The organism is Streptosporangium sp. NPDC023825, assembly GCF_040639575.1.
In the GTDB taxonomy this organism is placed as follows: domain Bacteria; phylum Actinomycetota; class Actinomycetes; order Streptosporangiales; family Streptosporangiaceae; genus Streptosporangium.
In genome coordinates, this window is sequence record NZ_JBFAAE010000001.1 from 187488 (window position 1) to 211033 (window position 23546).

Genomic DNA, 23546 nt, shown 5'->3' on the forward strand with positions numbered 1-23546 from the left:
GACCGTTTCGACCGGCCAATCAGGGATGGAATACCCCCTGTCGTACGGCCAGCAGCGGCTTTGGTTTCTCCACCGGCTTGATCCAGGCGACTCCGCCTACAACACCTCCTATGTTTACAGGTTGAAAGGTCGCCTTGACAAGATTGCCCTGGAGGCCGCTTTCACCGCGGTGGCGGCCCGGCACGAGAGCCTGAGGACCCGGTTCCGCGAGGTCGCCGGGGAGCCCGTGGCGATCGTCGAGCCGCCGTCACCGGTGACGGTCCATCGGCTCGCCGTCCAGGGCGAGCATGAGGTCGCGGCCCTGGTCTCGGCGCTCACCAACACGGCCTTCGACCTGGCCGCCGCACCGCCGTTCCGCGTCTCGCTGATCGAGCTCGGCCCCGCCGACCACGTGCTCTGCGTCGTCCTGCACCACATCAACGGCGACGGCTGGTCGCTGAACGTGCTCCGCTCCGAGGTGGCCACCCACTACGGGAGCCGGGGCACCGCCCCGCTGCCCGAGCTGCCCCTGCAGTACGGCGAGTACGCGCGCGCCCTGCGCCCCGCGGACTCCGATCTCCGCTGGTGGACCGAACGGCTGGCCGGGGTGCCGCCCCTGGAGCTCCCTGCGGACCGGCCGCGTCCCGCCCGGCGGACCGGCGCGGGCGCCGAGGTCGAGTTCCGGATCTCCTCCGACGTGGCCGCCTCGATCGGCGACCTCGCCCGCCGCGCCCGGTGCACGCCGTTCATGGTGCTGCTCTCCGCCTACCAGGTCCTGCTGCACCGGCACACCGGCCAGACCGACTTCTGCGTGGGCACCCCCTCGGCCGGCCGCGGCAGCACCGAGCTGGAGACCATGATCGGTTTCCTCTCGACCACGCTGGCCCTGCGCTGCGACCTGTCCGGCGACCCCACCTTCGAGGAGCTGCTCAGGCGCACCCGCAGGGTCGTGCTGGACGGGCTCTCGCGGCAGGACGTCCCCTTCGAGCGCCTCGTGGTGGAGCTCGACGTGGAGCGGGATCTGAGCCGCACGCCCCTGTTCCAGACCCTGTTCGCCTTCCACACCCACGGCGACCTGGCCGATCCGCTTCCCGGCCTCGACGTCACGGACTTCCCCAACGGCTGGGCCCGCGCCAGGCTCGACCTGTCGGTGGACATCTACCACGGCGACGACGGCGAGCTGCACGGCACCGCCATCTACAGCACCGAACTGTTCGACCGCGAGACCGTGGAACGTTTCGTCGCCCGCTTCCAGGAGCTGCTCGCGGCCGTCGTGGCGGACCCCGGCTCCCCGGTGGGCGCGCTGCGGATGCTGCCGGACGCGGAGCTCGCCCGGCTGGAGGAGTGGAACGACACCGCGGCCGAGCTGCCCGAGGTCACCCTCGTCGACCTGCTGCTCGAACAGGCCGCGGCGACCCCCGGCGCGGTCGCGGTACGCGCCACGTCCGCTCACGCCTCCACGCCCGCTCACGCCTCCACGTCCGCGACCGCACCGGTGAGCGCGCCGGCCGACGGGCCGGCGGACGGGGCCGGCGTGCGGGAGCTGACCTACGCGGAACTGGCCGGGCGGGCGGCGGAGCTGGCCGGGCGGCTGGGCGCGGCCGGGATCGGGCGCGGCTCGCTGGTCGCGGTCCGGATGGAACGCGGCACCGACATGCTCGTCGCCCTGCTGGGCGTGGCGATGAGCGGCGCGGCCTACCTCCCCGTCGACCCCGACTACCCCGAGGCGCGCGTCGCGTACGTGATCGAGGACTCCGCGGCGGCGCTGGTGCTGACCGGCCTCGACGACCTCCCCCCGGTGACCGGCACGGTGACCGGCATCGCGACCGGCACGGTGACCGCCGCGCCCGCGCGGCCGCTTCCCGGCGACACCGCGTACGTGCTCTACACCTCGGGATCCACCGGACGGCCGAAGGGCGTGGTGGTCCCCCATCGGGCGCTGGCCAACTTCCTGCTGGCGATGCGCGACCTGGTGCGGTCCTCGCCGCGGGACGTGTGGCTGGCACTGACCTCGCTGTCGTTCGACATCTCCGCCCTGGAGCTCTACCTGCCGCTGGTGACGGGCGGGCGGGTGGTCGTCGCCGACGCGGAGACGGCCCGCGACGGGGTACGGCTCGCGCGCCTCGTCGGGGACGAGGGCGTGACGCACGTCCAGGCGACGCCCTCGGGGTGGCGGGTCCTGCTCGCCGGGGACCTGCCGCGCGTGGTGGGGCTGACCGGCGGCGAGCCGCTCGCCCCCCGTCTCGCCCGCGAGCTGCGTCCCCGGGTGGACCGGCTCGTCAACGTCTACGGCCCGACCGAGACCACCGTCTGGTCCACGGCCTGGGACGTCCCCGAGGACCCGGGGGAGATCGTCATCGGCCGCCCGATCGCCAACACCGTCGTCCACGTCTCCGACCCCGGTGGCGGGCCGTGCCCGATCGGGGTGGCCGGAGAGCTGCTCATCGGCGGCGAGGGGGTCGCCACCGGCTACCTGGGCCGCCCGGCCCTGACCGCGGAGCGCTTCGTCCCCGGTCCCGGCGGCTCGCGGCACTACCGGACCGGAGACCGCGTCCGCCTCCGCAACGACGGCACCCTGGAGTTCCTCGGCCGGACCGACAACCAGGTCAAGCTCCGGGGTCACCGCATCGAGCTGGGCGAGATCGAGGCCGTGCTGGACGCCTGCCCCGGCGTGCGGCAGGCGGTCGTCGCGGTGCGCGGGGACCGGCTGGTGGCCTTCGTCGTGCCCGCCGTGCCCACCTCGTCATCAGAGGTGGAGACGGAGGGCGCGGGAGCGCTGGACGGGCTCGGGGAGCGCGCCGCGCGCGAGCTGCCCGGCTACATGGTGCCCAGCGTGTTCGTCGAGGTGGAGGCGTTGCCGCTCACCCCCAACGGGAAGATCGACCGCAACGCGCTTCCCGACGTGGACGCGACGCCCGCACGGGACGCGATCGCTCCCCGGACCCCGGGCGAGCGGATGGTCGCGCAGGTCTTCGCCGAGGTGCTCGGAACGGCGGAGGTGGGCGCGTACGACGACTTCTTCGCCCTCGGCGGGCACTCGCTGCTGGCCACCATGGTCACCGCGCGGCTGGCGGCGCTGTCCGGGACGGAGGTGCCGGTCCGGGAGGTGTTCACCCGGCCGACGGTCGCCGGGCTGGCGGAACTGATCGCGACCGCGTCCGGCGGGAGGAGCGACGGGCCGAGGCCGAGGCCCGAGGGAACCGTACCGCCGCTCTCCTTCGGCCAGGAGCGGCTCTGGTTCCTCAACCGGCTCGACCCGGACGACGCGTCGTACAACATGTGCCTGGTCAGGCGGCTGCGCGGGCCGCTGGACCGGGAGGCGCTCGCCGGGGCGCTGGCCGGGACGGTCGCCAGGCACGAGAGTCTGCGCACCCGTTTCCCCGAGGTGGACGGCGTGCCGGTCGTGGTCGTCGACCCGCCGGGTCCCGTGACCGTCGAGGAGGCGGACGCGGCGGGCGAGGCCGGGGCGCTGGAACTGGTCGCGGCCCTGACCAACGCGCCCTTCGAGCTGGGCGCCAGGCCGCCGCTGCGCGTCACCCTGATCAGGGTCGCCGAGGACGACCACGTCCTGTGCGTCGTGCTCCACCACATCCTCGGCGACGGCTGGTCGCTCAACCTCGTCTTCGACGAGGTGTCGCGGCTGTACTCCGGTGCCGCCGCCCTGCCGCCGGTCCCGCTCCAGTTCGGTGACGTCGCCCTCTGGCAGCGCGGGCGCGACCTCGGCGACCTGCTCGGCTACTGGCGGGACAGGCTCGCCGACCCCACCCCGCTGGACCTGCCGGTCGACCGGCCGCGCACCTCCGGGGCCGCCAGGCGCGGCGACGTGGCGAGCGTCCGGCTGGACGCGGCGGAGGCCGCCGCCCTGGCCCGGCTGGGCAGGGAGCACGGCGCCACCATGTTCATGGTCCTGCTCGCCGCCTACCAGGTCCTGCTGTCGCGGCACACCGGGCACGACGACATCCTGGTCGGCACGGCCACCGCGGGCCGGGACCGGGTCCAGCTCGAACCGGTCGTCGGCTACCTCAGCGACACCCTGGTCATGCGCGGCGACCTGTCGGCCGACCCCACCTTCGCCGATCTGCTCCGCGAGACCCAGATCGGCGTCCTGGACGCCTTCTCCCACCAGGGCGTGCCGTTCGAGGAGCTGGTGACGGCCCTGAGGGTCGAGCGCGACCTGACCCGCACGCCGTTGTTCCAGACCATGCTCATCCTGCACACGCAGGACTTCGCGCAGGCCCCCGACGCCTTCGCGGGACTCACCACGACGGGGTTCGAGCACGGCATGCGGCAGGCCAAGCTCGAACTGATGCTGGAGGCCTGGCACAACGAGCACGAGTTGGCGCTCAGCTTCGTCTACGACGCCGAGCTGTTCGACCGGGCCACGATCGAGGCGATGGCCGCGCGGTTCCGCCTGCTGCTCACCGCGCTGCCGGCCGCGTCCGGCGACCGGGTCTCCGAGCTGCCGCTGCGCACCGGCGACGACGACGTCCTGCTGCGGCGCCTGTCGCGGGGCCCCGAGCGACCGCCCGCTCCCCCGGTGCCGGACCTGTTCGCGGCGGCCGTACGGGCCACGCCGGGCGCGGTGGCGATCGGATGCGGGGACACCACGCTCACCTACGCCGGGATGGACGCCCGCGCGGACGAGCTGGCGGCGCTGCTGCGCGGGCGGGGCGTCATGCCCGGCGACGTGGTCGGCGTCTGCCTGGACAGGTCGCCCGACGCCGTCGCGGCCCTGCTCGCCGTCTGGCGGGCGGGGGCGGCCTACCTGCCGCTCGACCCGGACCACCCCGCCGAACGGCTCGCGTTCATGCTGGACGACAGCGCCGCCTCCCTCGTCCTCACCACGGCGGGCCTGGGCGACCGGCTGCCTCCCGGCACGCCGCGCGCGCACGCGGACGAGAGCCCCCTGCCCGCCGGCCATGCGGCCCGTACGGACGGGTTCCCCCTCGTCCCGGTGAGCGCCCCGGTGCCCGGCTCGGCCGCCTACGTGATCTACACCTCCGGGTCCACCGGAACGCCCAAGGGGGTCGTGGTCTCGCACCGCAACCTGGCCTCCCGCGTCGGGTGGATGCGCGAGGCGTACGGGCTGCGGCCCGACGACCGGGTGGTCCAGTTCGCCTCGCTGAGCTTCGACACCCACGCCGAGGAGATCTATCCGGCGCTGGCCGCCGGGGCCCGGCTGGAGCTGCTGCCCGGAGGCGGCGTCACCCTGCCCGACCACCTCGACCGGGTCACCGTGCTCGACCTGCCCACGGCGTACTGGCACGCGCTCGTCGACGACATCGGCGCCATCGCCTGGCCGGCGACCCTGCGGCTGGTGATCCTCGGCGGCGAGCAGGTGCACGAGGCCGCCGTGATCCGCTGGCGGGAGCGCTTCGGCGACCGGGTGCGGCTGGTCAACACCTACGGCCCGACCGAGGCGACGATCATCGCCACCGCCGCCGAGCTGGACGGCTCCCCCGGGCGCCCGCCCATCGGCGTCCCGATCGCCGACACCTCGATCCTGCTCCTGAACGGCTCGGGCGAGCCCGTGCCGCCGGGGGCACCGGGCGAGCTGTGCGTCGGCGGGGCCGGGGTGGCCGTCGGCTACCTGGGCAGACCGGACCTCACGGCCGAGCGCTTCCCCACCCTTGACGACCCCCTCGGCGACTCCGGCGATCCCGATGCCCCCGGTGTTCCCGGTGTTCCCGGTGTTCCCGGCGGGGAGCGGATCTACCGGACCGGCGACCTGGCGCGCTGGCGGGCCGACGGGCGGCTGGAGTTCCTCGGCCGCCTCGACGACCAGGTCAAGGTCCGCGGCTTCCGGATCGAGCTCGGCGAGGTCGAGGCGCGGCTGCTGGCCCACCCCGGCGTCGGCCAGGCGGCGGTGGCCGTGCACAGGGAGACGCTGGTCGGCTACGTCGTCGGCACGGCCGCGGGAGACGAGCTGGCCGGATACCTGGCCGGGACGCTGCCCGCCTACATGGTCCCCGCGCTCTGGGTGAGCCTCACCTCGCTGCCGCTGACCGCGAACGGCAAGCTCGACCGGGCCGCGCTGCCCGCGCCCGAGGCCGGGCCCCGGACGAGGACCGCCCCGCGCGGCGACGCCGAGGAGCTGGTGGCCGAGATCTTCGGCGAGGTGCTGGGCATCGAGGAGATCGGCGCCTTCGACGACTTCTTCGCGCTGGGCGGGCACTCGCTGCTCGCCACCCGCGCCGTCGCCAGGCTCCGTGCCGCCGTCGAGGTGGACGTGCCGATCCGCACCCTGTTCGCGCGAAGCACCGTGGCCGACCTCGCGGCGGCGGTGGAGGAGCTGCTCGTCGCCGAGCTGGCCGAGATGTCCGACGAGGAGGCCGAGCGCCTCATGGGAACCGGGAGCTGAAGATGGGTCACCGCGTCGTGGTCAACCACGAGGAGCAGTACTCGATCTGGCCGGACGGCCGGGACCTCCCGGACGGCTGGCGTGAGGAGGGCGTCTCCGGCACCAAGGAGGAGTGCCTCGCCCACATCGACCGTGTCTGGACCGACCTGCGCCCGCTCAGCGCGAGAAGGACGTGAGATGCACGGCGACTGGATCCGGATCCCGGCGAGCGACGCCGGAGACCGCACGAGAGGGGCTGGCAATGGTTAGGGAACGGCTGGCGGAGATGGTGGCCTCGGCCTCCGACGGGGCCGTCACGGCCAAGGAGGCGCTGGCCGCCACGGTCCCGCTGTCCGCGCTGGGGGTCACCTCCCTGGCGCAGATGCGGCTGATCGACGCGGTGGAGACCGAGTTCGGGGTGGAGATCGACCTGTCGGGCGACGGCCTCGACCTGCTGGACGACCTCGACGCGCTGGCAAGGCACATCGACGAGGCGCAACGCGCGCACTCCTGACCTCACTTCCGAACGGGGGAAGCACGTGACTCCTCCGCTCCCTGAAAGGAGCGGCTTTTCGTTAAGCCGCTTGCGCGACGTCGCGAAGGGCAAGCCCTGCCCTGAGGATGTTGGTTGCCGCGTTCACGTCGGCGTGCGCGACGTGTGCGCACCGCTGACAGTGAAACTCCGCTTGGGTGGGACGGTTCTCCTTCGCGCGATGCCCGCAACGGGTGCACGTGCGGGAGGTGTTGGCGGGGTTCACCACGATCAACTCCTTCGCGGCGCTTTCAGCCTTCGAGCGGAGGATCGTCAGAAACACCCCCCAACCCGCGTCCAGGATGCTCCGGTTGAGGCCGGACTTGGCCGCCACGTTGCTGCCAGGCGCTTGGAGCGTGCCGGACGCCGAGCGGGTCATGTTCGCGATGCGCAGGTCTTCACAGGCGATGACGTCGTAGTCGCGGACCAACGCGAGTGCGGCCTTGTGCGCGCCGTCGAGGCGTTGACGGCGGACCGTGCCGTGCAGGGCGGTGACGCGGGCCACCGCCTTACGGCGCCGTGTGGAGCCGCGTTTCTTACGGGCGAGGTCCCGCTGGGCGGCGGCGAGGCGCTCGGCGGACGCGGCCAGGTGGCGCGGGTTGGCCAGGTGCTCACCGTCGCTGGTGGTGACCAGCGAGGCCACGCCCAGGTCGATCCCGACGGATGCGCCGGTGGCGGGCAGCGCCTCGGCGGGCACGTCGTCACACGACAGCACGACGTACCAGCGGGAGCCTTCCCGCTTGACACCGATCGTCTTGACGGTGCCGCGCACCGGCCGGTGCCGGTGGACGCGGATGTGGCCGACGCCCTGGAGACGGACGAACGTCACGGTGGGGTGTTCGGGCTGGGAGTTCCACCGGCAACCGTCACCGTCCTTGGGCCATTCGACGGTATCGAACCGGCCCTTACCCTTGAAACGGGGAAACCCCGGAGTGCGCCCGGCCTTGACGCGAGCGAAGAACGCCTGAAACGCCTTGTCCAGGCGGCGCAGCGTGGCCTGCTGGGAGGAGAACGACCACCGGCCCTGACCGTCCGGGTCGTCGGTGCGGATGTGTTTCAGGTCGGCGGACTGGTCACCGTAGCGGATGCTCACCTTCGCCTTGGCATAGGCGGTGCGGCGGTGCTCCAGCGCGGCGTTGTACAGAGCGTGGTGATCATCCAGGCAGGCGATCAACGCGGCGCTCTGGCGGACAGTGGGGCGCAGCAGGAACTTAAACGACCTGCGCACCACACCACCACCCTCGCTCGAACCTTTGTTCCCACCGTATCGAATAGCGGAAAGAGGCGACGCGGAATGCGCGAACCTGTCAGGTCACTACACGCTCGGGCCTGGATGGCCCTCCGGCTCCCGATTCCCCCGTCGCTTAAAGGCGACGGTCCCCTCGGGAGAAACTGATGGACATCCGGTTCTCGGGGGGCCGATCGGAGACGGCACCGCTGACCTGGGGGCAGCGGGCCATCTGGGACACGATCCGGAAGACGGCGCCGGACGACCACTACTTCAACTTCGGCCGCGTGCTCGCCGTGCCCCGCCGGGCCAGGCCGCTCACCGTGGCGGGGGCCGCCGAGGTCCTGCGCGCGCTGGTGGAACGGCACGAGTCCCTGCGCACCAGGCTGGGCGAGGCGCCGCGCGGGAGCGCCGGCCGCGCGAACGGCACGGAACCGTACGGGAAGGTCGTCCACACGAGCGGCGCGGAACCGTACGGAGGCGGCGCCCGGGAGGGCGGCGGCGCGGAGCCGTGGCAGGTGCTCGCGACCGGCGGTTCCATCCCGGTCACCGTGTCGGAGGGCGGCGACCCCGAGCGGCTGCGGGACACGCTGGCGGAGACGGCGTTCGACTACGGGAACGAGTGGCCGCTCAGGATCGGGCTCGTCGTCGACCGCGACGAGGTCACCCACATCGTGCTCGTCTTCTGCCACCTGGCCGCCGACGGCCTCGGAGCCGAGGTCGCGGTCACGGACCTGCGGCTGCTCCTGCTGCGCGGCTCCGTACCCGGGCCGCCCCCGCCCTCCCCGCTGGAGCTGGCCCGCTGGCAGGGCTCGGAGCAGGGCCTGAAGGTCGCGGCGGTGGCCGCGGAACACTGGGAGAGCGAGTACCGGCGCATCCCCCCGACCATGTTCGACCGGCGGGCGGGCGTCCCCGCGGATCCGCCGATCTGGCGGGCGCACCTCGTCTCCCGGGCGATGGACCTGGCCGTGCGGCGGATCGCCGCGCTGAGCGGCACGAGCACCTCGACCGTTTTGCTGGCCGCCGCGGCCACGCTGACCGGAAGGGTGACCGGCCACGACGTGAGCGCGATGCTGCCGATCGTGGGCAACCGCTTCCGCGGCGACACCGTCAACGCGGTCACCACGCTCTCCCAGGAGGGCCTGTTCGTGCTGGACCTGCGCGAGGGTGGCTTCACCGAGCTGCTGCGCGCGGCCAGGCCCGCCGCGCTGCGCGCCTACCGGTCCGCCTACCACGACCCGGACGACCGGGACCGGCTCACCGAGCGGGCCGGCCGGGAGCGGGGTGTGAGAGTCCACCCGTACTGCTGCTTCAACGACATGCGCTTCACCGACCGGGTGGACGCCTCCCCCGACGAGCGCAGCGTGCGGCGGGCCCTGGACGAGACGACGCTCACCTGGCCGCTCAGCCAGGAGCGGCTCAACTGCCGGTTCTGCCTGCACGTGACCGGCGAGCCCGGCGGGCTGGGCGTCTCGCTCACCGCCGACACCGGCCATCTCCCCCGCCCCGCCATGGAACGCTACCTGCTCGATCTGGAGTCGCTGCTGGTCGAGGCCGCGTTCCGCGAGGTGCTGGAGCCGGTCGGTTGAGCGTCCCGCCCAGCGTCGAAGCGGGCCGGCCGGACGCCCGGTCCGGAACCGGCCGGCCGAGCACTCTCCCCAGGACCGGAGCCGGTCGGCCGGACGCCCTTCCCGCGGCCGGATCCCGGGGGCCGTACGCCGGAGGTGCCCGATGACGGTCCACGCCTACGCCGAGTCGACGTCCTGCGTCCAGGGCGGCGCGCTCCGCTTCCACCTCGCCCGCGCCTCCCGCGCCCCGCTGCGAGGCTCGGTGCTGGTCGAGGACGTCGCCACCGAGGTGGCCGTACTCGACGGGGAGTTCACCGACCCGGTGTGGACGCTCGAGGTCTCCGCGGGCTGGTCCAGCTCGCTCTACCGCGCGGTCTTCACCGCCGACGAGGAGAGCAGCGAGGTCTACTTCGTCGTACGGGCCGCCCGTCCCCGCTCGCCGATCCTGCTGTCGATCCCGTTCCCGACCTGGCAGGCCTACAACCGGGCGGGCATCCCCGGCGAGTCCATCTACTGGAGCGAGCAGCCGACCCGCGCCTCGCGGGTGTCCTTCGACCGGCCGGGCGGCGGGCCGCCGCCCGAGCGCTGGGAGGAGGGCATGATCCGCTGGCTGGGCCCGGCCGGGTACGACGTCGACCACTGCTCGGCCCTGGACCTGCACTCCGGGCGCGAGCTGCTCTCCGGCTACCGGCTGCTGATGGTCAGCGGGCACGACGAGTACTGGTCGGCGGGGATGCGCGACAGCGTCGAGGAGTTCGTCCGCCGGGGCGGCAACCTGGCCGTCTTCTCCGGCAACACCTGCTGGTGGCAGTTCCGGCTGGAGGACGACGGGCGCACCATGGTCTGCTACCGCGACGCGATCGCCGACCCGATGGCCGCCGTGGACCCGGCCCTCACCACGGTCGAGTGGTCCAGCGCGCCGGTGAACCGCCCGGAGAACGGCCTGACCGGGGTCAGCTTCCGGCGCGGCGCCGGGACCTGGGGGCCGTACATGCAGCTCATGCACGAGGAGTCCTACACCGTCCGCTTCCCCGAGCACTGGGTGTTCGAGGGCACCAAGCTGGGCGAGGGCGACACGTTCGGCAAGGGCGCGATCGGCTACGAGACGGACGCCTGCGACTTCGTCGAGGAGGACGGCGTGCCGGTGGCCAGCGGGCGCGACGGCACCCCGCCGTCCTTCGTCATCCTGGCCACCGCCGACCTGCGGCACTGGCACCGGTACGGCCAGGGCGGCATGGCCACCATGGGCGTCTTCGGCCTCGGCGCCGGGACGGTGTTCACCGCCTCCACCGTGAACTGGGGCAACACCCTGCACGACCCGGCCGTGGACCGGATCACCCGCAACGTGCTGGACCGGCTGTCGGTGCGCGCGGGCGGCTGGGAGACCATCGGCGGCGCGGACGAGGTCGGCGCGCTGACCGTGTTCGGCTCCCTGCTGTACGGCGCCACCTCCGGCGGCTCGCTGCTCACCCGCGCGGTCTCGGACCAGAACCTGCGCTGGCGCCCCGCGGGGACCGCCCCCGCGCTGGTCGCCCTGGCCACCCCCAGGGAGGCCACCGCCGTCCACCCGATCGGCCTGTACGGTCTCACCGCCGACGACCGGCTCGTCTTCCGCGACCCCGGGCACGGCTGGGTCACCCTCGCCGACGGACCTCGCGGCGGGGTCGGCCTGGGCATGGTGAACGGCGAGCTGTTCGCCGCCGCCGCGGACGGCCTGTGGCTGTTCGACCCGGAGACCTCCGCCTGGAGCCTGGTCGAGGCCGCCGCCGGAGCCGGGGCCGTGGCGCTGGCCGCGATGAACGGCCGGCTGTACATGGCGGACGCGGACGGCCGGATCCGCACGCGCCTGCCGGTGGCGACCCCGGCCGGATGGACCGACCTGTGCGACGCGGGCGGCTGCACCGTGCTGACCGGCCACGCGGGCACCCTGATCGGCACCGCCCGCGACCGCCCCCTGCTGCGGCGCGCGAACTTCCTGGAGGAGGCGGCCTCCGGCAAACAGGCGGCTCTCCCGGGACAGGGGGCGCCCGCACCGTGACCCGTTCCCCGGGAGCGAAGGCGTTCAGGTCGCGGTGGAGGTCCCGGTGAGCGCCGGGTAGTCCTTGAGCTCGATGTCCGTGGCGAACATGTCCGTCATCCTGAGCATCGACCACAGCAGGAACCGGCTCTTGAACAGCCGGTTCCGCATCCTGATCCCCCGCCGCGTCGCCGGGGCGAGAAAGGAGCCGGCGCCGCCCTGCCGGGCCACCTTGGCGTAGCCTCGGAAGGCCTCCTCGTACGCGCGGAACGCGGTCCGGTGGTCGCCACCGGCCGTCGCGAGCTCCCCGGCCAGCACGTACGCGCCCACGACGGCCAGGCCGGTGCCGAAGCCGCCCAGGGTGTTGCCGTAGGCGGCGTCGCCGAGCAGCACCACCCGGCCCCTGGCGTAGTGGCCGATCCTGACCTGGCTGATCGAGTCGAGGTAGAGGTTCCGCGCCTCCGGCAGCCTGGCCACCAGCTCGGGGACCCGCCAGCCCATGCCCCGGTAGGCGTCGGCCAGGATGCGCTTGTGCCGCTCCACGTCGTAGCGGTCGTAGTCGAGCCGCTCGGAGGCGAAGACGAAGAACGCGGGTGACTTGGGTCCGCCGAGCGCCACCATCCGGCCGGGCTCGTTGTACATCCCGCCGCCAGGACCCGTGTCGAGGTCGGCCAGCGCGTAGTAGTACCCGAGGAAGCGCACGTGGTCGGACTCGGGACCGAAGGCGAGCCGCCGCACGTTGGAGTGGATGCCGTCGGCGCCCACCACGAGGTCGAAGGTACGCGGCGCGCCGCGCTCGAAGGTGACGTGCACGCCGCCCGCCGTGTCGGTCAGCGAGGTGATGGAGTCGCCGAAGACGTACTCGCAGCCCTCCTCGGTCCTCTCGTACAGCAGGGCGGCGAGGTCGCCGCGGAGGATCTCGACGTCGCCGCCGGTGAACGCGCCGGGCAGGACCGCCAGCGGCCTGCCGTCCGCGTCGACGATGGTCTGGTCGGTCCCGCCGGTCTGACGCCGCCGCACCTCGCCGAGGATTCCCATCCGCTCCAGCACGACGCGATGGGTCTCGCCCTTGAAGTCGACGGCCTGGCCGCCGGGGCGGAGCGCGGGCGCCCTCTCGACGACGGTGACGGCGTGGCCGGAACGGCTCAGCCAGTACGCGAGCGCGGGTCCCGCGATGCTCGCACCGGAGATGAGGACCGTGGTGTTCTTCATGTTCACGAGCGTCGAGGGGGGCGCTGACAGTTCGCCGACCATCGGCTGACAGCCGGACGCCCTCAGCGCCGAGCGCCGTCAGCCGCCCTCGGCGTCGAGCCCTCGGCCGTTCCCGACACCGGGCGCTTTCGGCTTCAGCCGTCGCCCGCGCCGCCCGCATCGAGCGCATCGCCCGCGTCATCCGCGTCGAGTGTGCCGTCCGCGTCGAGTGTGCGGTCCGCGTCGTCCGCGTCATCCGCGTCGAGTGTGTCGAGTGCGTCGTCCGCGTCGAGCGCCGCGAGCACCTCGTCGCGGCGCATCGCGGCCCCGCGGGCGTACGCCGACGCGAACGCCTCCGCCCCGGCGAGGTCTCGGGCGCCCGCGGTGACCCGGGCGACGTCGCGGTCACCGGCCACGGCCGTCCCGCGCAGCGCCACCGCCATGCCGAGCAGCAGCGCCGCCCGGGTCCCCGCCCCTTCGAACGCTTGTGTCCCCGCCCCTTCGAGCAGGGCGGCTCCCGCCAGGCCCTCGACGGCGTCGGCGAGGTCCATCGCCAGTGGCGACCTGCGCGCGCGGGCCCGCGCCCGGCGATGGTGGAGCAGGGCACCGGCGCGATCGCCCTCGGCCTCGGCCAGCCGTCCCAGCGCGGTGAGCGCGCGCGTCCGCACCGACTCCGCGCCGAAGGCCCCGGTCTCCGCCCCTCGAAGCGCCAGGCCGATCCGGCGACGGGCCTCGGCGGGATCACCTTCGAGCCGCGCGATCTCCCCCAGCCCCAGATGCGTCACGGCGGGCACGTCCGGCATGCCCGCCTTCCCGGCGAGTTCCCCGGCGCGCCCGTGGTCGGCGGCAGCGGCGGCGAGGTCACCCTCGCGTACCAGCGCCTCGGCCCGGTGCCCCAGCATGTCCGCGGTCTCCTCCAGGGCCCCGAGCTCCTCCAGCAGCTCCAGCGCCTCCCGCCACAGGTCCCGGGCGCGCGCCCACTCCCCGCGCCGGCCCGCGACGAGGGCCAGCCAGTCGAGTCCCTGGGCCGTCCCCCAGCGTTCCCCCAGGGACCTGAAGCGCTCCAGCACCTCCTCCAGCTCCCGCTCACCTCCGGCCGGATCGCCGCCGAACACCTTCAGCAGGGCGCGGCCCAGCCCGGCCAGGGCCAGGCTCCACGGATCGGAACCGAACAGCCGGTCGGTCTCGGGCCCGGCCGGCGGCGTCGACCTCGGCGGCCCGGCGGACATGCCCCACAACGCTTCGGCGAACGGGTACCGCAGCGGCCGGTCCCGCGACCGCATGATCGCCTCGGCCCGTTCCCAGTGTTCCGGCAGCGCTCGGGGTACGGCGTGTGCCACGCACATGACGTACTCCTCCTCCAGCCCGGGGAGGGGACGACCGGTCGCCTCGAGCAGCTCGGCCGCCGCCTCCCCCGCGTCGCCGCGCCGGCCGCCCAGCCACCAGTACGCCGCCAGCGCGGCGACCAGCCGCAGTCCCGTCTCCCTGTCGTCGCGCACGGCCCAGCGCAGCGCGGCCGTCAGGTTGTCGTGCTCGGCGGAGAGCCTGGCCAGCCACCGGAGCTGCTCGGCCCGGCGCAGGTGGGGATCGGCGCGCCGGGCCAGGTCGAGGAAGTGGCGGGCGTGGCCGCCGCGCAGGCGGTCCTCCTCGCCCGCCTCCACCAGCCGTTCCGCGCAGAACAGCCTGATCGTGTCGAGCATCCGGTAGCGGTCGCCGTCCGCCACGACCAGCGATCTGTCCACCAGGTCCGCCAATAGCCCGGCTGCGTCCTCCACCTCGCAGACTCCCTCGGCCGCCTCCAGGGACGCGCTTCCCGCGAACACGGCGAACCGCCTGGCCAGCACCTTCTCACCGGGCGAGAGCAGGTCCCAGCTCCACTCCACCACCGCGCGCAGGGTCCGGTGGCGGGCCGCCGCCGTGGGGTCGCCGCGCGACAGCAGCCGGAACCGGCCGTGCTCCTCCAGGCGCGTGGCGATCTCCTCGACGGTGAAGGAGCGCAGCCGCGCGGCCGCCAGCTCGATGGCCAGCGGCAGCCCGTCCAGCGCCGCGCAGATCCGGACGACCGTCTCCACGTTGGCCCGCCGCACCTCGAATCCCGGCCGTACGGCCGCCGCCCGGTCGGCGAACAGCCGCACGGCCGGACAGTCCAGGGCTGCGGACGGCGAGGAGTCCGGCGGCGGGGTCTCCAGCGGTGCCAGCGGCACCAGCGTCTCGCCGGTGATGCCGAGGGGCTCGCGCCCGGTGGCCAGCACGGCCAGCCCGGGGCACTCGCCCAGCAGCCCGCGGGCCAGCGTGGCGGCGGCGTCGTTCACGTGCTCGCAGTTGTCGAGGACGAGCAGCAGGTCCCGCCCGCGCAGAGCCGCCACCAGGTGCTCCACCAGATCGGCCGGGCGCGGCGCGTGGAACCCGGGCTCGCGCAGCCCGAGCGCGCCGAGCACCGCGCGGACCACCTGGTCACCGTCACCTGCCGTACCGTGACCACCGGACGGGCCGAGACCACCGCGCAGAACGGGACCGCCAGGCGGAACGGGACCACCTGCCGTACCGGGACCACCGGGCGGAACGGGACCACCGGACGCGGCGGAGCCGCCGAGCGGGGCGGGGCCGCCGAGCGGGGAGAGGTCGACGAAGCACACCTCCCGCCGCCCGCGTCCGGCCGCCTCGATCGCCAGCCGGGTCTTGCCGATGCCGCCGGGCCCGGTGATCGTGACCAGCCGCGAGTCGCGCAGCGCGGCGATCCGTTCCAGCTCCCGCTCGCGTCCCACGAAGCTGGTGAGCTGGGCCGCGAGTCCCCGTCGTGCCGGTGGCGCGGGCCGCTCGGCGCGCAGGACGGCCAGATGGATCGCGGCGAGTTCGGGTGAGGGATCGGCGCCGAGCTCCTCGGCGAGCAGCCGCCTGGTCTCCTCGAACACCGTCAGCGCCTCGGCCTGCCGCCCCGCCGCCCGCAGGGCGAGCATCAGCTGCCCCGTGAGCCGTTCCCGCAGTGGATGCGCGGCCACCAGCCGCCGCAGCTCCGCCACCGAAGCCGCCGAAGTCACCGAGCCGCCCTCGGGAAGGGCCGACTCCGCCTCCGCGAGATCCTCCGTCGCGGTCAACCGGAGCTCCTCCAGCCGGTCCGCCCACGCCCGCCCGAAGGGCAGGTCGGCCAGCGCGGGCCCGCGCCACAGGGCGAGCGCCTCCCGCAGCAAGCCGCCGGCGGCGGCGTGACGCCCCTCCGCCAGCAGCCGCCGCCCCTCGCGGGCCAGCCGTTCGAACCGGTGGGCGTCGACGTCGTCGGGATCGGCCACGAGCCGGTAGCCGGTCCCGTGGAACTCGATCACCTCGGCGGGCAGGCTCCGGCGCAGCCGGGAGACCTGGGCCTGCACCGCGTTGGCGGCACCGGCCGGGGGATCGTCACCGTACTGGCCGTCGATCAGACGCCGTACGCCGACCACCCGGCCCGCGTCGAGCAGCAGCATCACGAGCAGGGCACGCGGCCTGGGCCCGCCCACGGAGATCTCCTCACCGGTGGGGGACCGCACCTCCAGGGAACCGAGGACGCCGAACCGCATGGCCTCGATTGTCCCTCACGCCTCCGGCGAGAGACGGACGCCGCGGGCGGCACGAGGCCGCGGTTCCCCGGGATGCGGGACGGCCTGCCGGTTCACCGGCCGGATCGGAGAAGGGGTGAGCGAGCCCGATGGAGGCGCCGGTGGTGGTCAGCCGGCCGACGGTGCCCGCAGCTGCTCACGATGCGCCCGGTTCACGGCCATCAGCCCGTCGAGCGCGTCGCGGGTGCGGATGAGGTCGCCGATGTGCGCGGAGAGCCGGTCGCGCTCCTGCGCCATCCGTTCCAGGGCGGCGTCGGAGTTCTCCGTGCTGGGCGATTCGGTGCACGGGAGCAGTTCGGCGATGGTGCGGCTGGACAGGCCGGCGGTGTACAGGCGCTGGATGAACGCGACCCGCTCGACCTCGTCGTCCGTGTAGTGCCGCTGTCCGCTGGCGCTGCGGGTGCTGGTGAGCAGCCCCTGCTCCTCGTAGTAGCGCAGCGACCGGACGCTGACCCCGGTCCGTGACGCGAGCTCGCCGATGCGCACATCGTCCTCCCGGTGTGATCTGCGACACAGGGCTTGCCTCTGACATGGATGTGAGCTTCTAGCGTACTCGCCGTACCCGCGATCCGGGATCGACGACCATGGAGGACGACGTGACGACCCTTTTCGACAACTACCGGCTCGGCGACCTGACGCTCCCCAACCGGATGGTGATGGCCCCGATGACGCGAGTCCGGGCCGCCGCCGGCGGGCTGGCGACGCCGTCGATGGCGGCGTACTACGCCCAGCGCGCGACGGCCGGGCTGATCGTCTCCGAGGGCGTGCAGCCGAGCCTGATCGGACAGTCCAACCCGGGCACGCCGGGACTGCACACCGATGAGCAGGTCTCCGCGTGGCGCCCGGTGACCGCCGCCGTGCACTCCAGCGGCGGGCGGATCTTCGCCCAGCTCATGCACGGCGGACGGGTCTCCCATCCCGATACCACCGGCATGCAGCCGGTCGGGCCCTCGGCGGTCCCGGCCGTCGGCGACGTGTTCACCCCGTCGGGGCCCCGGCCCGCGCCGACGCCGCGCGCCCTGGACACCGCCGAGGTGCCCGAGCACGCCGAGTCCTACGGCCGGGCCGCCCGCCGGGCCGTCGAGGCCGGCTTCGACGGCGTGGAGTTGCACGGCGCGAACGGCTACCTGATCTCACAGTTCCTCTCGTCGAACGCCAACCTGCGCACGGACCGCTACGGAGGCTCGGTGGCCAGCCGGATCCGGTTCGCCGTCGAGGCGGTGTCCGCGACCGCCGAAGCCGTCGGCGGGGCCAGGACCGGGATCCGCCTCTCCCCGGGCGGGACGTTCTGGGGGGTGCGGGAGACCGATGTCCCGGAGCTGTACACCGCGCTGCTGACCGAGCTGGCCCGCCTCGACCTGGCCTACGTCCACCTCGAGGCCACCGCCGACGAGGACGTGCTGATCGGGCTGCGCCGCGCGTGGCCGGGCACCCTCATCATGAACCCGGTGCTGCCGATGGGCCCGAAGCAGACCGGACGGGCCGAGGCCGACCACTGGCTCGGGCTGGGCGCCGACCTCATCAGCTTCGGCCGCGGGTTCCTCGCCAACCCCGACCTGGTCGAGCGGCTGCGTACCGGCCTCCCCATCGCTCCCGTCGACGAGGCGACGTACTACCAGGGCGGCGACGCGGGCTACCTGACCTACTCGACGTACCAGCACACCGCCTGACGCCAGCCGGATCGCGCGGCCTGCTCCACCGATCGATCATGACGGTAAACGGGTGGCCTCTCCCGTGCGGCCGGGCCCATCCTGTCCGCCATGGAAGAACCGAAGCACAGGATCCGGGCGGTTCACAGCGCGTCCACGATCACCGTCTACCAGGCCTACACTCCGGAGATCGGTCTCCCCGCCGCTCGTCTCGGCCGCTTCCCGGCCACCTGGAAACGAGACCGGATGACGTGGGTCAAGCCATCGTTCCTGTGGATGATGTACCGCTGTGGCTGGGGCAGCAAGGAGGGGCAGGAGACCGTCCTGGCCATCGAGATCACCCACGAGGGGTTCGAATGGGCCCTGCGCCACGCGTGCCTGTCACACTACGAGCCAGGGCTTCACCCCGACCGGGCCACCTGGAAGCGGCGATTGCGGCAGGCGCCGGTCCGGGTGCAGTGGGACCCCGAACGCGATCTCCACCTGCGCCCGCTGCCCTACCGCTCCCTGCAGCTCGGCCTCTCGGGCGAGGGCGCTCGCCGGTACGCGGACGAGTGGACGGTCGCCATCACCGACGTCACCCAGCTCGTCCGCGAGATCCACGCACTCCTGCGCGAGGGCGAACCGGAGGCCGCGGCCCGGCTCCTGCCCGAGGAGCGTCCCTACCTCGCCGGGGACGAGCTTCTGGCTCACCTACGTCCGTAAGCGCGGCGGCGCAGGCCCCCTGGATCCCACACCGCCGCACCGGACTCGACCGGTCCGGCCAGGCCGGTTCTCCGTGTCCCCCGCCTCCATGGAGTCGGATGGACCGTCACCGGCTTCTTCCCGATCCGGCCGATCAAGCAAGGGCCTGCCGTGACGAGATCGAGATGATCACCCGTGATGATCGGCGCATGAAACGCATGAGCGTCGCGCTGGTGTTAGCCGGCCTGCTGAGCATCGCGATTCCCGGCGGCGCCGTGCACGCGGCTCCCGAATCGACGTCTCTCGACTCCGTCGTCAAAGCGATCAAGAAGCAGTTCGCGAAGAAGAGCAGCGTGCGCTTCTCCGTCAAGTGGCGTGGCGGACCCCCACCCATCTGGGACATGAAGGCGTCCGGCGCGTACCGCTTCAGGGCTTCAGGCGTGTACGCCGCCGACACCACGACGATCACCCAAGATCCGGAGGGAACAGGCCGGTCCCGGGCGATCAGCATCGGCCGGGAGTTCTGCTCACAGGCCTACGTGCGTTCCAATGACGGTAACTACGTCTGGAAGTCACCGTCGGCGGTGGGGAGATGGACCTGCGCGCGGAACCTGGCCGGGGTCATCTGGGGGGAGGACCTGATCAACGGGATCAACCCGGGCTTCCTCAAACTGGTCGCCGCCCACGGCGCGACCAGCGCCGACGGCGGAACGTTCGAGGGAGTGAAGACGACCCTCCACAGCGGCACGGTGACGGTTCCCGGCCTGGGCGAGAGACAGGCCGGGATGTACTTCAGGACCGAGGAGGAAGAGGGGGCATCGTGGAACGAGCCGATCACCTGGAAACTCTGGGTGGGCCCGGACAACCTGCCGAGACGTTTCCACGCCATCATGAGGTTCACCCCGAAGTACGTCGGCGATGAGGTCGAGACCATGACGATGAACATCATCTATCGAGGATGGGGAACCCCCGTAAAGATCACGGCCCCTCCCGAGCGCCTCATCACCGTCGACTGATGATCGACACCCCCTATGAAAGCCTCGCTCTCACCTGTCCGCCGCGAATGGCGCCATGAGTCGACCGGCGTCGGTGACCACGCGGGTGGTGTCGATCCACCTGGCCGGCAGCCCCGCCGTCGGCGGGTGATCACCGCCCAGCACGATCCCATGACACCGCTGCCCGGCGGTGCCGTACGAGGTCAGATGGAGATCGGGCCGTAGAGGGCGACCGGGGAGCCGGTGGTCATGGCCCAGTAGCGGTCGCCGTAGGACCAGTGCCACCACTCGGTGGGGTAGTTGACCAGTCCGGCCGCCTCCATGGCGACGCCGAGGAGCTTGCGGTGGTGGCGCGCCTCGGGGGACAGCCCGGGGGCGTCGGTGTAGCAGGCGCCGTCGCTCTCCTCGGGGGTGGCGTTGAGCCGGGTGCCCATGTCGAGCTCGGTCCCGTCGTCGGCGGCCAGGGTCAGGTCGACCGCGGCTCCCGCGGTGTGCGGGGCGATCTCGACGGGCGACACGTAGCGGCTCGCCGCGGCGCGCAGCTCCGCGGGCGACATCTCCGGATGCAGCGCCCGCAGCTCCGCCGAGTATCCGTCGAAGATCTCTTTCTGTGTCGCCGGTGGCCGGTATCCCTCCACGACCAGCAGCCGGTATCCCCCGGGAAGCTGCGCCTGCGCCTCCTCCAGCCTGGTCAGCAGCCCGAGCCTGAGATGGGCGAAGGCCCCCTCGGGGTCGGCGAGCCGCTCGTCCGTCCGCAGCCGCCCCCGGACGTCGACCAGCCGCTCCCCCGACTCCTCGACGGGGATCGCGGCGACTCGGGCATCGGAGATCAGAACGATGTCAGGCATGGTGGCAATTCTTCCCCAAGCGCCACAGTGCGCAGACCCCGCTCACGGGGAACGGGAGTGCCGGACCGTGCCCGCGCCTGCGATCGGGCCCATGCCCGGACAATCCGATACGCCGCTCCGGCCCGGGTCTCATCACGACGGGACCCGGGCCGGTCCCGTCCGCGCGGGACGTCAGATCGTGTCCGAGAACACCTGCTCACGGGCCTGCTGCAGCGCCGACACCAGGGCGCCGCGCAGTACGGGGTTGCCCTGGACCCGCGAGACCACGACCTGGGGCTGGCTGGGGCAGACCCGGGCGACCGCGTCCTGCACCCTGGCGGCGAGCGCGTCTCCCCCGGCCCTGCCGACGTCGCCGCTGAGCACGATGAGTCCGGGGTCCAGGACCACCGCGACGGCGGCGACGCCGACGGCCAGCCGCCCGGCCAGCTCGTCCAGGAACGCCTCGGCGCCCTCCGCGACGGCCGTACGGACGTGTTCTCCCACGGAACCGGCGTCGGAGTCGCCTCCGGAGGCCCCCGAGGCCCCGGAGGCGGAGACGGAGGTGCCGATGCCGTGGGCGTTCGCGAGCCCGGTCACGGCGTCGCCGCCGACCAGGCGCTGGAACGAGCCCGACTGGGGCTCGCTCACGTCGGTGGGGAGCGGCTCGCCGGGCACGGGGAGCCAGCCGATCTCGCCCGCGCCGCCGGTGAAGCCGCGGTGCAGCCGCCCGCCCAGCATGACGCCGAGCCCCTGCCCGACCCCCGCCCAGACGAGCACGAAGTCGTCGACGCCCAGCGCGGCCCCGTACGCGCGCTCGGCCAGCGCGGCCAGGTTCACGTCGTTCTCTATCGTCACCGGGACCCCCAGGTCGCGGCGGAGCTCGGCGAGCACGCCGTTGTGCCAGGAGGGCAGGTCGAAGGAGAAGCGCACGTCGCCGGTGCGGGGGTCGACGACGCCCCTGGTGCCGATCACGAAGGCGCGCAGCCGGTCGGCGCCGATGCCCGCCGACGCGCACGCCTGGCTCACCGCGCTCCGCACCAGCCGTACCGGGTCCTCGTGCCCGCTGGGGTCGACGGAGACCTCGGCGACGAGGGTGCCGGTGATGTCGGCGATCCCGGCGCTGATCCTGTCGGGCAGCACGTCGAGCCCGGCCACGTACGCGCAGGAGGGCACCACCCCGTAGAGGGCGGCGTTGGGGCCGCGACCGCCCGCCTGCTCGCCGACCACGGCGACGAGGTCGCGCTCCTGGAGCCTGGAGAGCAGCTGACCCGCGGTCACCTTGGACAGCCCGGTATGTTCTCCCAGCTCAGCCCGGGTGAGAGGGCCGCTGGACAGCAGGAGTTCCAGTGCCGCGCGGTCGTTGAGCCGGCGCAGCAGCCGGGGGGTCCCCGGGCGTGTGGGCAAGGTCGTCCTCCCCGTCACGATCCGCTAACGATCGTTTCTTTTAAGAAAGTTTCTTGTTAGTTTAACCCTAGTCAGCCCGCAGGCAAGCGATCGGAACCGCGGGTTGCGGTAGTTCCGACCGCTCCCAGTGAGTGCAGAGGGTCGCGGGGACCCCGGCCATAACAGATGAGCGCAAACCCCGGCGAAAGCCTGAAAGGGAGAACTCCAGTGAAGTTCGCGAGAATCGCCACCACGACGGCAACCACCGCCGCCCTCGCCCTGGGTCTCGCCGCGTGTGGAAGCAGCGAGCCGGCACCGGCCGCCGAGAACCAGGCGTCGGCGCCCGCCGCGTCCGGTCCCAAGTTCGCGGGTCAGACGCTGACCGTCTGGCGCCTCGGCGCTCCCGACGAGAAGCAGAACAAGCTGATGGCCGACCTGAACGCCAAGTTCAAGGAGACCACCGGCGCCGACGTCAAGCTCCAGTGGGTGCCCTGGCCCGACGCGCAGGCCAAGTGGACCGCCGCGCTCGCCGGCGGCGAGGGCCCCGACGTCACCGAGTTCGGCAACGACCAGGTGGCCGCGTGGGTCGCGCAGGACGCGCTGACCGACATCACCGACGTCGTCAAGGCCACCCCCGACTTCCAGCAGATCCCGCAGAACCTGTGGGGCTACGAGACGGTGGACGGCAAGATCTACGCCGCCCCGTGGGGCGGCGGCACCCGCGCCGTCCTCTACCGCAAGGACTGGTTCGAGGACCTGAAGATCGAGGTGCCCAAGACCTGGGAGGACCTCGTCGCGGCGGGCAAGAAGATCGTCGCCGAGAAGGGCAAGGACGTCGACGGCTTCGCCTTCAACGGCGGCTCCGACGCCAACATGTCGCTGTCGCCGTTCGTCTGGTCGGCCGGCGGCGACTTCGCCGCCTTCGAGGGCGGCAAGTGGACCGGCAAGCTGACGGAGCCCGGCTTCAAGGAGGGCTTCCAGTACTACACCGACCTGGTGACCAAGCACGGCGTCTCGCGCAAGTCCGCCCTGACCCAGAACTCGGTGGACATCGCGACCCGCTTCGCCAACGGCAAGGTCGGCATGTACGTGACCGGCGGCTGGGACATCACCACCATCAAGGAGCAGAGCGGCGGCAAGGTCGACGACGCGAAGATGGCCTTCTTCTCACTCCCGGCCAAGGACGGCAGCGGCCCGGCCCCGGCCTTCCAGGGCGGCAACGACATCGCCATCTGGAAGGACACCAAGAACGTCGAGCTGTCCGCCGAGTACGTCAAGCTCGCCGCCGGCAAGGAGTTCGGCACCCGCTACGCCAAGGAGGGCGGCCTGCTGCCGCTCTACCCGGAGGCTCTGACCGAGTACGCCTCCGACCCGGTGCAGGCGCCGTTCGCCGAGACCTTCAAGGTCGCCAAGGGCTTCCCGAACGACACCAACTGGGCCGAGGCGAACGACACCAAGGCGGTCCTGCAGAGCGCGGCCCGCTCGGTCATCGAGGGCAAGAAGGACGTCGACACCGCGCTGGCCGACGCCAACAAGGAACTCGAAGAGATCCTGAACCAGTAA

General features: G+C 73.0%; 15 protein-coding genes. 9 read left to right on the forward strand and 6 right to left on the reverse strand.

Annotated elements, in window-relative coordinates:
- Positions 1 to 25 precede the first annotated feature (25 nt).
- The 3 genes from AB0G15_RS00840 (at position 26) to AB0G15_RS00850 (ending at position 6833) form a co-directional block, all read left to right on the forward strand.
- Positions 26 to 6340, forward strand: coding sequence for an amino acid adenylation domain-containing protein (locus AB0G15_RS00840; protein WP_362834472.1), 6315 nt, complete (start codon positions 26 to 28; stop codon positions 6338 to 6340).
- Positions 6341 to 6342: 2 nt separating this feature from the next.
- Positions 6343 to 6516, forward strand: a complete 174-nt coding sequence (locus tag AB0G15_RS00845) for an MbtH family protein (protein ID WP_362834315.1) — start codon at positions 6343 to 6345, stop codon at positions 6514 to 6516.
- 65 nt (positions 6517 to 6581) lie between these two features.
- Positions 6582 to 6833, forward strand: coding sequence for an acyl carrier protein (locus tag AB0G15_RS00850; RefSeq protein WP_362834316.1), 252 nt, complete (start codon positions 6582 to 6584; stop codon positions 6831 to 6833).
- 61 nt (positions 6834 to 6894) lie between these two features.
- Here the strand turns inward: AB0G15_RS00850 and AB0G15_RS00855 are convergent, their stop codons facing one another.
- Positions 6895 to 8082, reverse strand: a complete 1188-nt coding sequence (locus AB0G15_RS00855) for a transposase (RefSeq protein WP_362834317.1) — start codon at positions 8080 to 8082, stop codon at positions 6895 to 6897.
- A 164-nt stretch (positions 8083 to 8246) separates the two neighbouring features.
- Here AB0G15_RS00855 and AB0G15_RS00860 point away from each other — a divergent pair, with 164 nt between their 5' ends.
- A complete protein-coding gene (locus AB0G15_RS00860; RefSeq protein WP_362834318.1) occupies positions 8247 to 9668 on the forward strand; it encodes a hypothetical protein in 1422 nt (473 codons plus the stop codon).
- 142 nt (positions 9669 to 9810) lie between these two features.
- Positions 9811 to 11685: a N,N-dimethylformamidase beta subunit family domain-containing protein gene (locus AB0G15_RS00865; protein WP_362834319.1), complete on the forward strand. Its 1875-nt coding sequence runs from the start codon at positions 9811 to 9813 to the stop codon at positions 11683 to 11685.
- A gap of 24 nt (positions 11686 to 11709) precedes the next feature.
- Here AB0G15_RS00865 and AB0G15_RS00870 read toward each other — a convergent pair whose 3' ends face one another.
- From AB0G15_RS00870 to AB0G15_RS00880, 3 genes are all read right to left on the reverse strand, one after another.
- Complete coding sequence (locus tag AB0G15_RS00870) at positions 11710 to 12876, reverse strand: FAD-dependent monooxygenase (protein WP_362834320.1); 1167 nt, start codon at positions 12874 to 12876, stop codon at positions 11710 to 11712.
- A gap of 134 nt (positions 12877 to 13010) precedes the next feature.
- Complete coding sequence (locus tag AB0G15_RS00875) at positions 13011 to 16406, reverse strand: BTAD domain-containing putative transcriptional regulator (RefSeq protein WP_362834321.1); 3396 nt, start codon at positions 16404 to 16406, stop codon at positions 13011 to 13013.
- Positions 16407 to 16553: 147 nt separating this feature from the next.
- Positions 16554 to 16931 (reverse strand): MerR family transcriptional regulator, encoded by a 378-nt coding sequence (locus AB0G15_RS00880; protein WP_362834322.1) that lies wholly within the window; start codon positions 16929 to 16931, stop codon positions 16554 to 16556.
- A gap of 110 nt (positions 16932 to 17041) precedes the next feature.
- On the opposite strand from AB0G15_RS00880, the gene AB0G15_RS00885 reads away from it, so the two are divergent.
- From AB0G15_RS00885 to AB0G15_RS00895, 3 genes are all read left to right on the forward strand, one after another.
- Positions 17042 to 18115 (forward strand): alkene reductase, encoded by a 1074-nt coding sequence (locus tag AB0G15_RS00885; protein ID WP_362834323.1) that lies wholly within the window; start codon positions 17042 to 17044, stop codon positions 18113 to 18115.
- 90 nt (positions 18116 to 18205) lie between these two features.
- On the forward strand, positions 18206 to 18799 hold the full coding sequence (locus tag AB0G15_RS00890) for a DUF4291 domain-containing protein (protein WP_362834324.1): 594 nt from the start codon (positions 18206 to 18208) through the stop codon (positions 18797 to 18799).
- Between the two features lie 188 nt (positions 18800 to 18987).
- Positions 18988 to 19794, forward strand: coding sequence for a hypothetical protein (locus AB0G15_RS00895; RefSeq protein ID WP_362834325.1), 807 nt, complete (start codon positions 18988 to 18990; stop codon positions 19792 to 19794).
- Positions 19795 to 19976: 182 nt separating this feature from the next.
- On the opposite strand, the gene AB0G15_RS00900 is transcribed toward AB0G15_RS00895, so the two are convergent.
- Both AB0G15_RS00900 and AB0G15_RS00905 read right to left on the reverse strand, forming a co-directional pair.
- Entirely contained in the window at positions 19977 to 20621 is a 645-nt protein-coding gene (locus AB0G15_RS00900) for a M15 family metallopeptidase (RefSeq protein WP_362834326.1), read from the reverse strand.
- Between the two features lie 171 nt (positions 20622 to 20792).
- Positions 20793 to 22004 carry an ROK family transcriptional regulator gene (locus AB0G15_RS00905; protein WP_362834327.1) on the reverse strand — a complete coding sequence of 404 codons (1212 nt, stop codon included), beginning with the start codon at positions 22002 to 22004 and terminating at the stop codon, positions 20793 to 20795.
- A gap of 207 nt (positions 22005 to 22211) precedes the next feature.
- Here AB0G15_RS00905 and AB0G15_RS00910 point away from each other — a divergent pair, with 207 nt between their 5' ends.
- On the forward strand, positions 22212 to 23546 hold the full coding sequence (locus AB0G15_RS00910; protein WP_362834328.1) for an extracellular solute-binding protein: 1335 nt from the start codon (positions 22212 to 22214) through the stop codon (positions 23544 to 23546).

Coding starts and splice junctions, on each gene's coding strand:
- AB0G15_RS00840 (WP_362834472.1), top strand. CDS start 26: ATGGAATACCCCCTGTCGTACGGCCAGCAGCGGCTTTGGTTTCTCCAC.
- AB0G15_RS00845 (WP_362834315.1), top strand. CDS start 6,343: ATGGGTCACCGCGTCGTGGTCAACCACGAGGAGCAGTACTCGATCTGG.
- AB0G15_RS00850 (WP_362834316.1), top strand. CDS start 6,582: ATGGTTAGGGAACGGCTGGCGGAGATGGTGGCCTCGGCCTCCGACGGG.
- AB0G15_RS00860 (WP_362834318.1), top strand. CDS start 8,247: ATGGACATCCGGTTCTCGGGGGGCCGATCGGAGACGGCACCGCTGACC.
- AB0G15_RS00865 (WP_362834319.1), top strand. CDS start 9,811: ATGACGGTCCACGCCTACGCCGAGTCGACGTCCTGCGTCCAGGGCGGC.
- AB0G15_RS00870 (WP_362834320.1), bottom strand. CDS start 12,876: ATGAAGAACACCACGGTCCTCATCTCCGGTGCGAGCATCGCGGGACCC.
- AB0G15_RS00875 (WP_362834321.1), bottom strand. CDS start 16,406: ATGCGGTTCGGCGTCCTCGGTTCCCTGGAGGTGCGGTCCCCCACCGGT.
- AB0G15_RS00890 (WP_362834324.1), top strand. CDS start 18,206: ATGGAAGAACCGAAGCACAGGATCCGGGCGGTTCACAGCGCGTCCACG.
- AB0G15_RS00895 (WP_362834325.1), top strand. CDS start 18,988: ATGAAACGCATGAGCGTCGCGCTGGTGTTAGCCGGCCTGCTGAGCATC.
- AB0G15_RS00900 (WP_362834326.1), bottom strand. CDS start 20,621: ATGCCTGACATCGTTCTGATCTCCGATGCCCGAGTCGCCGCGATCCCC.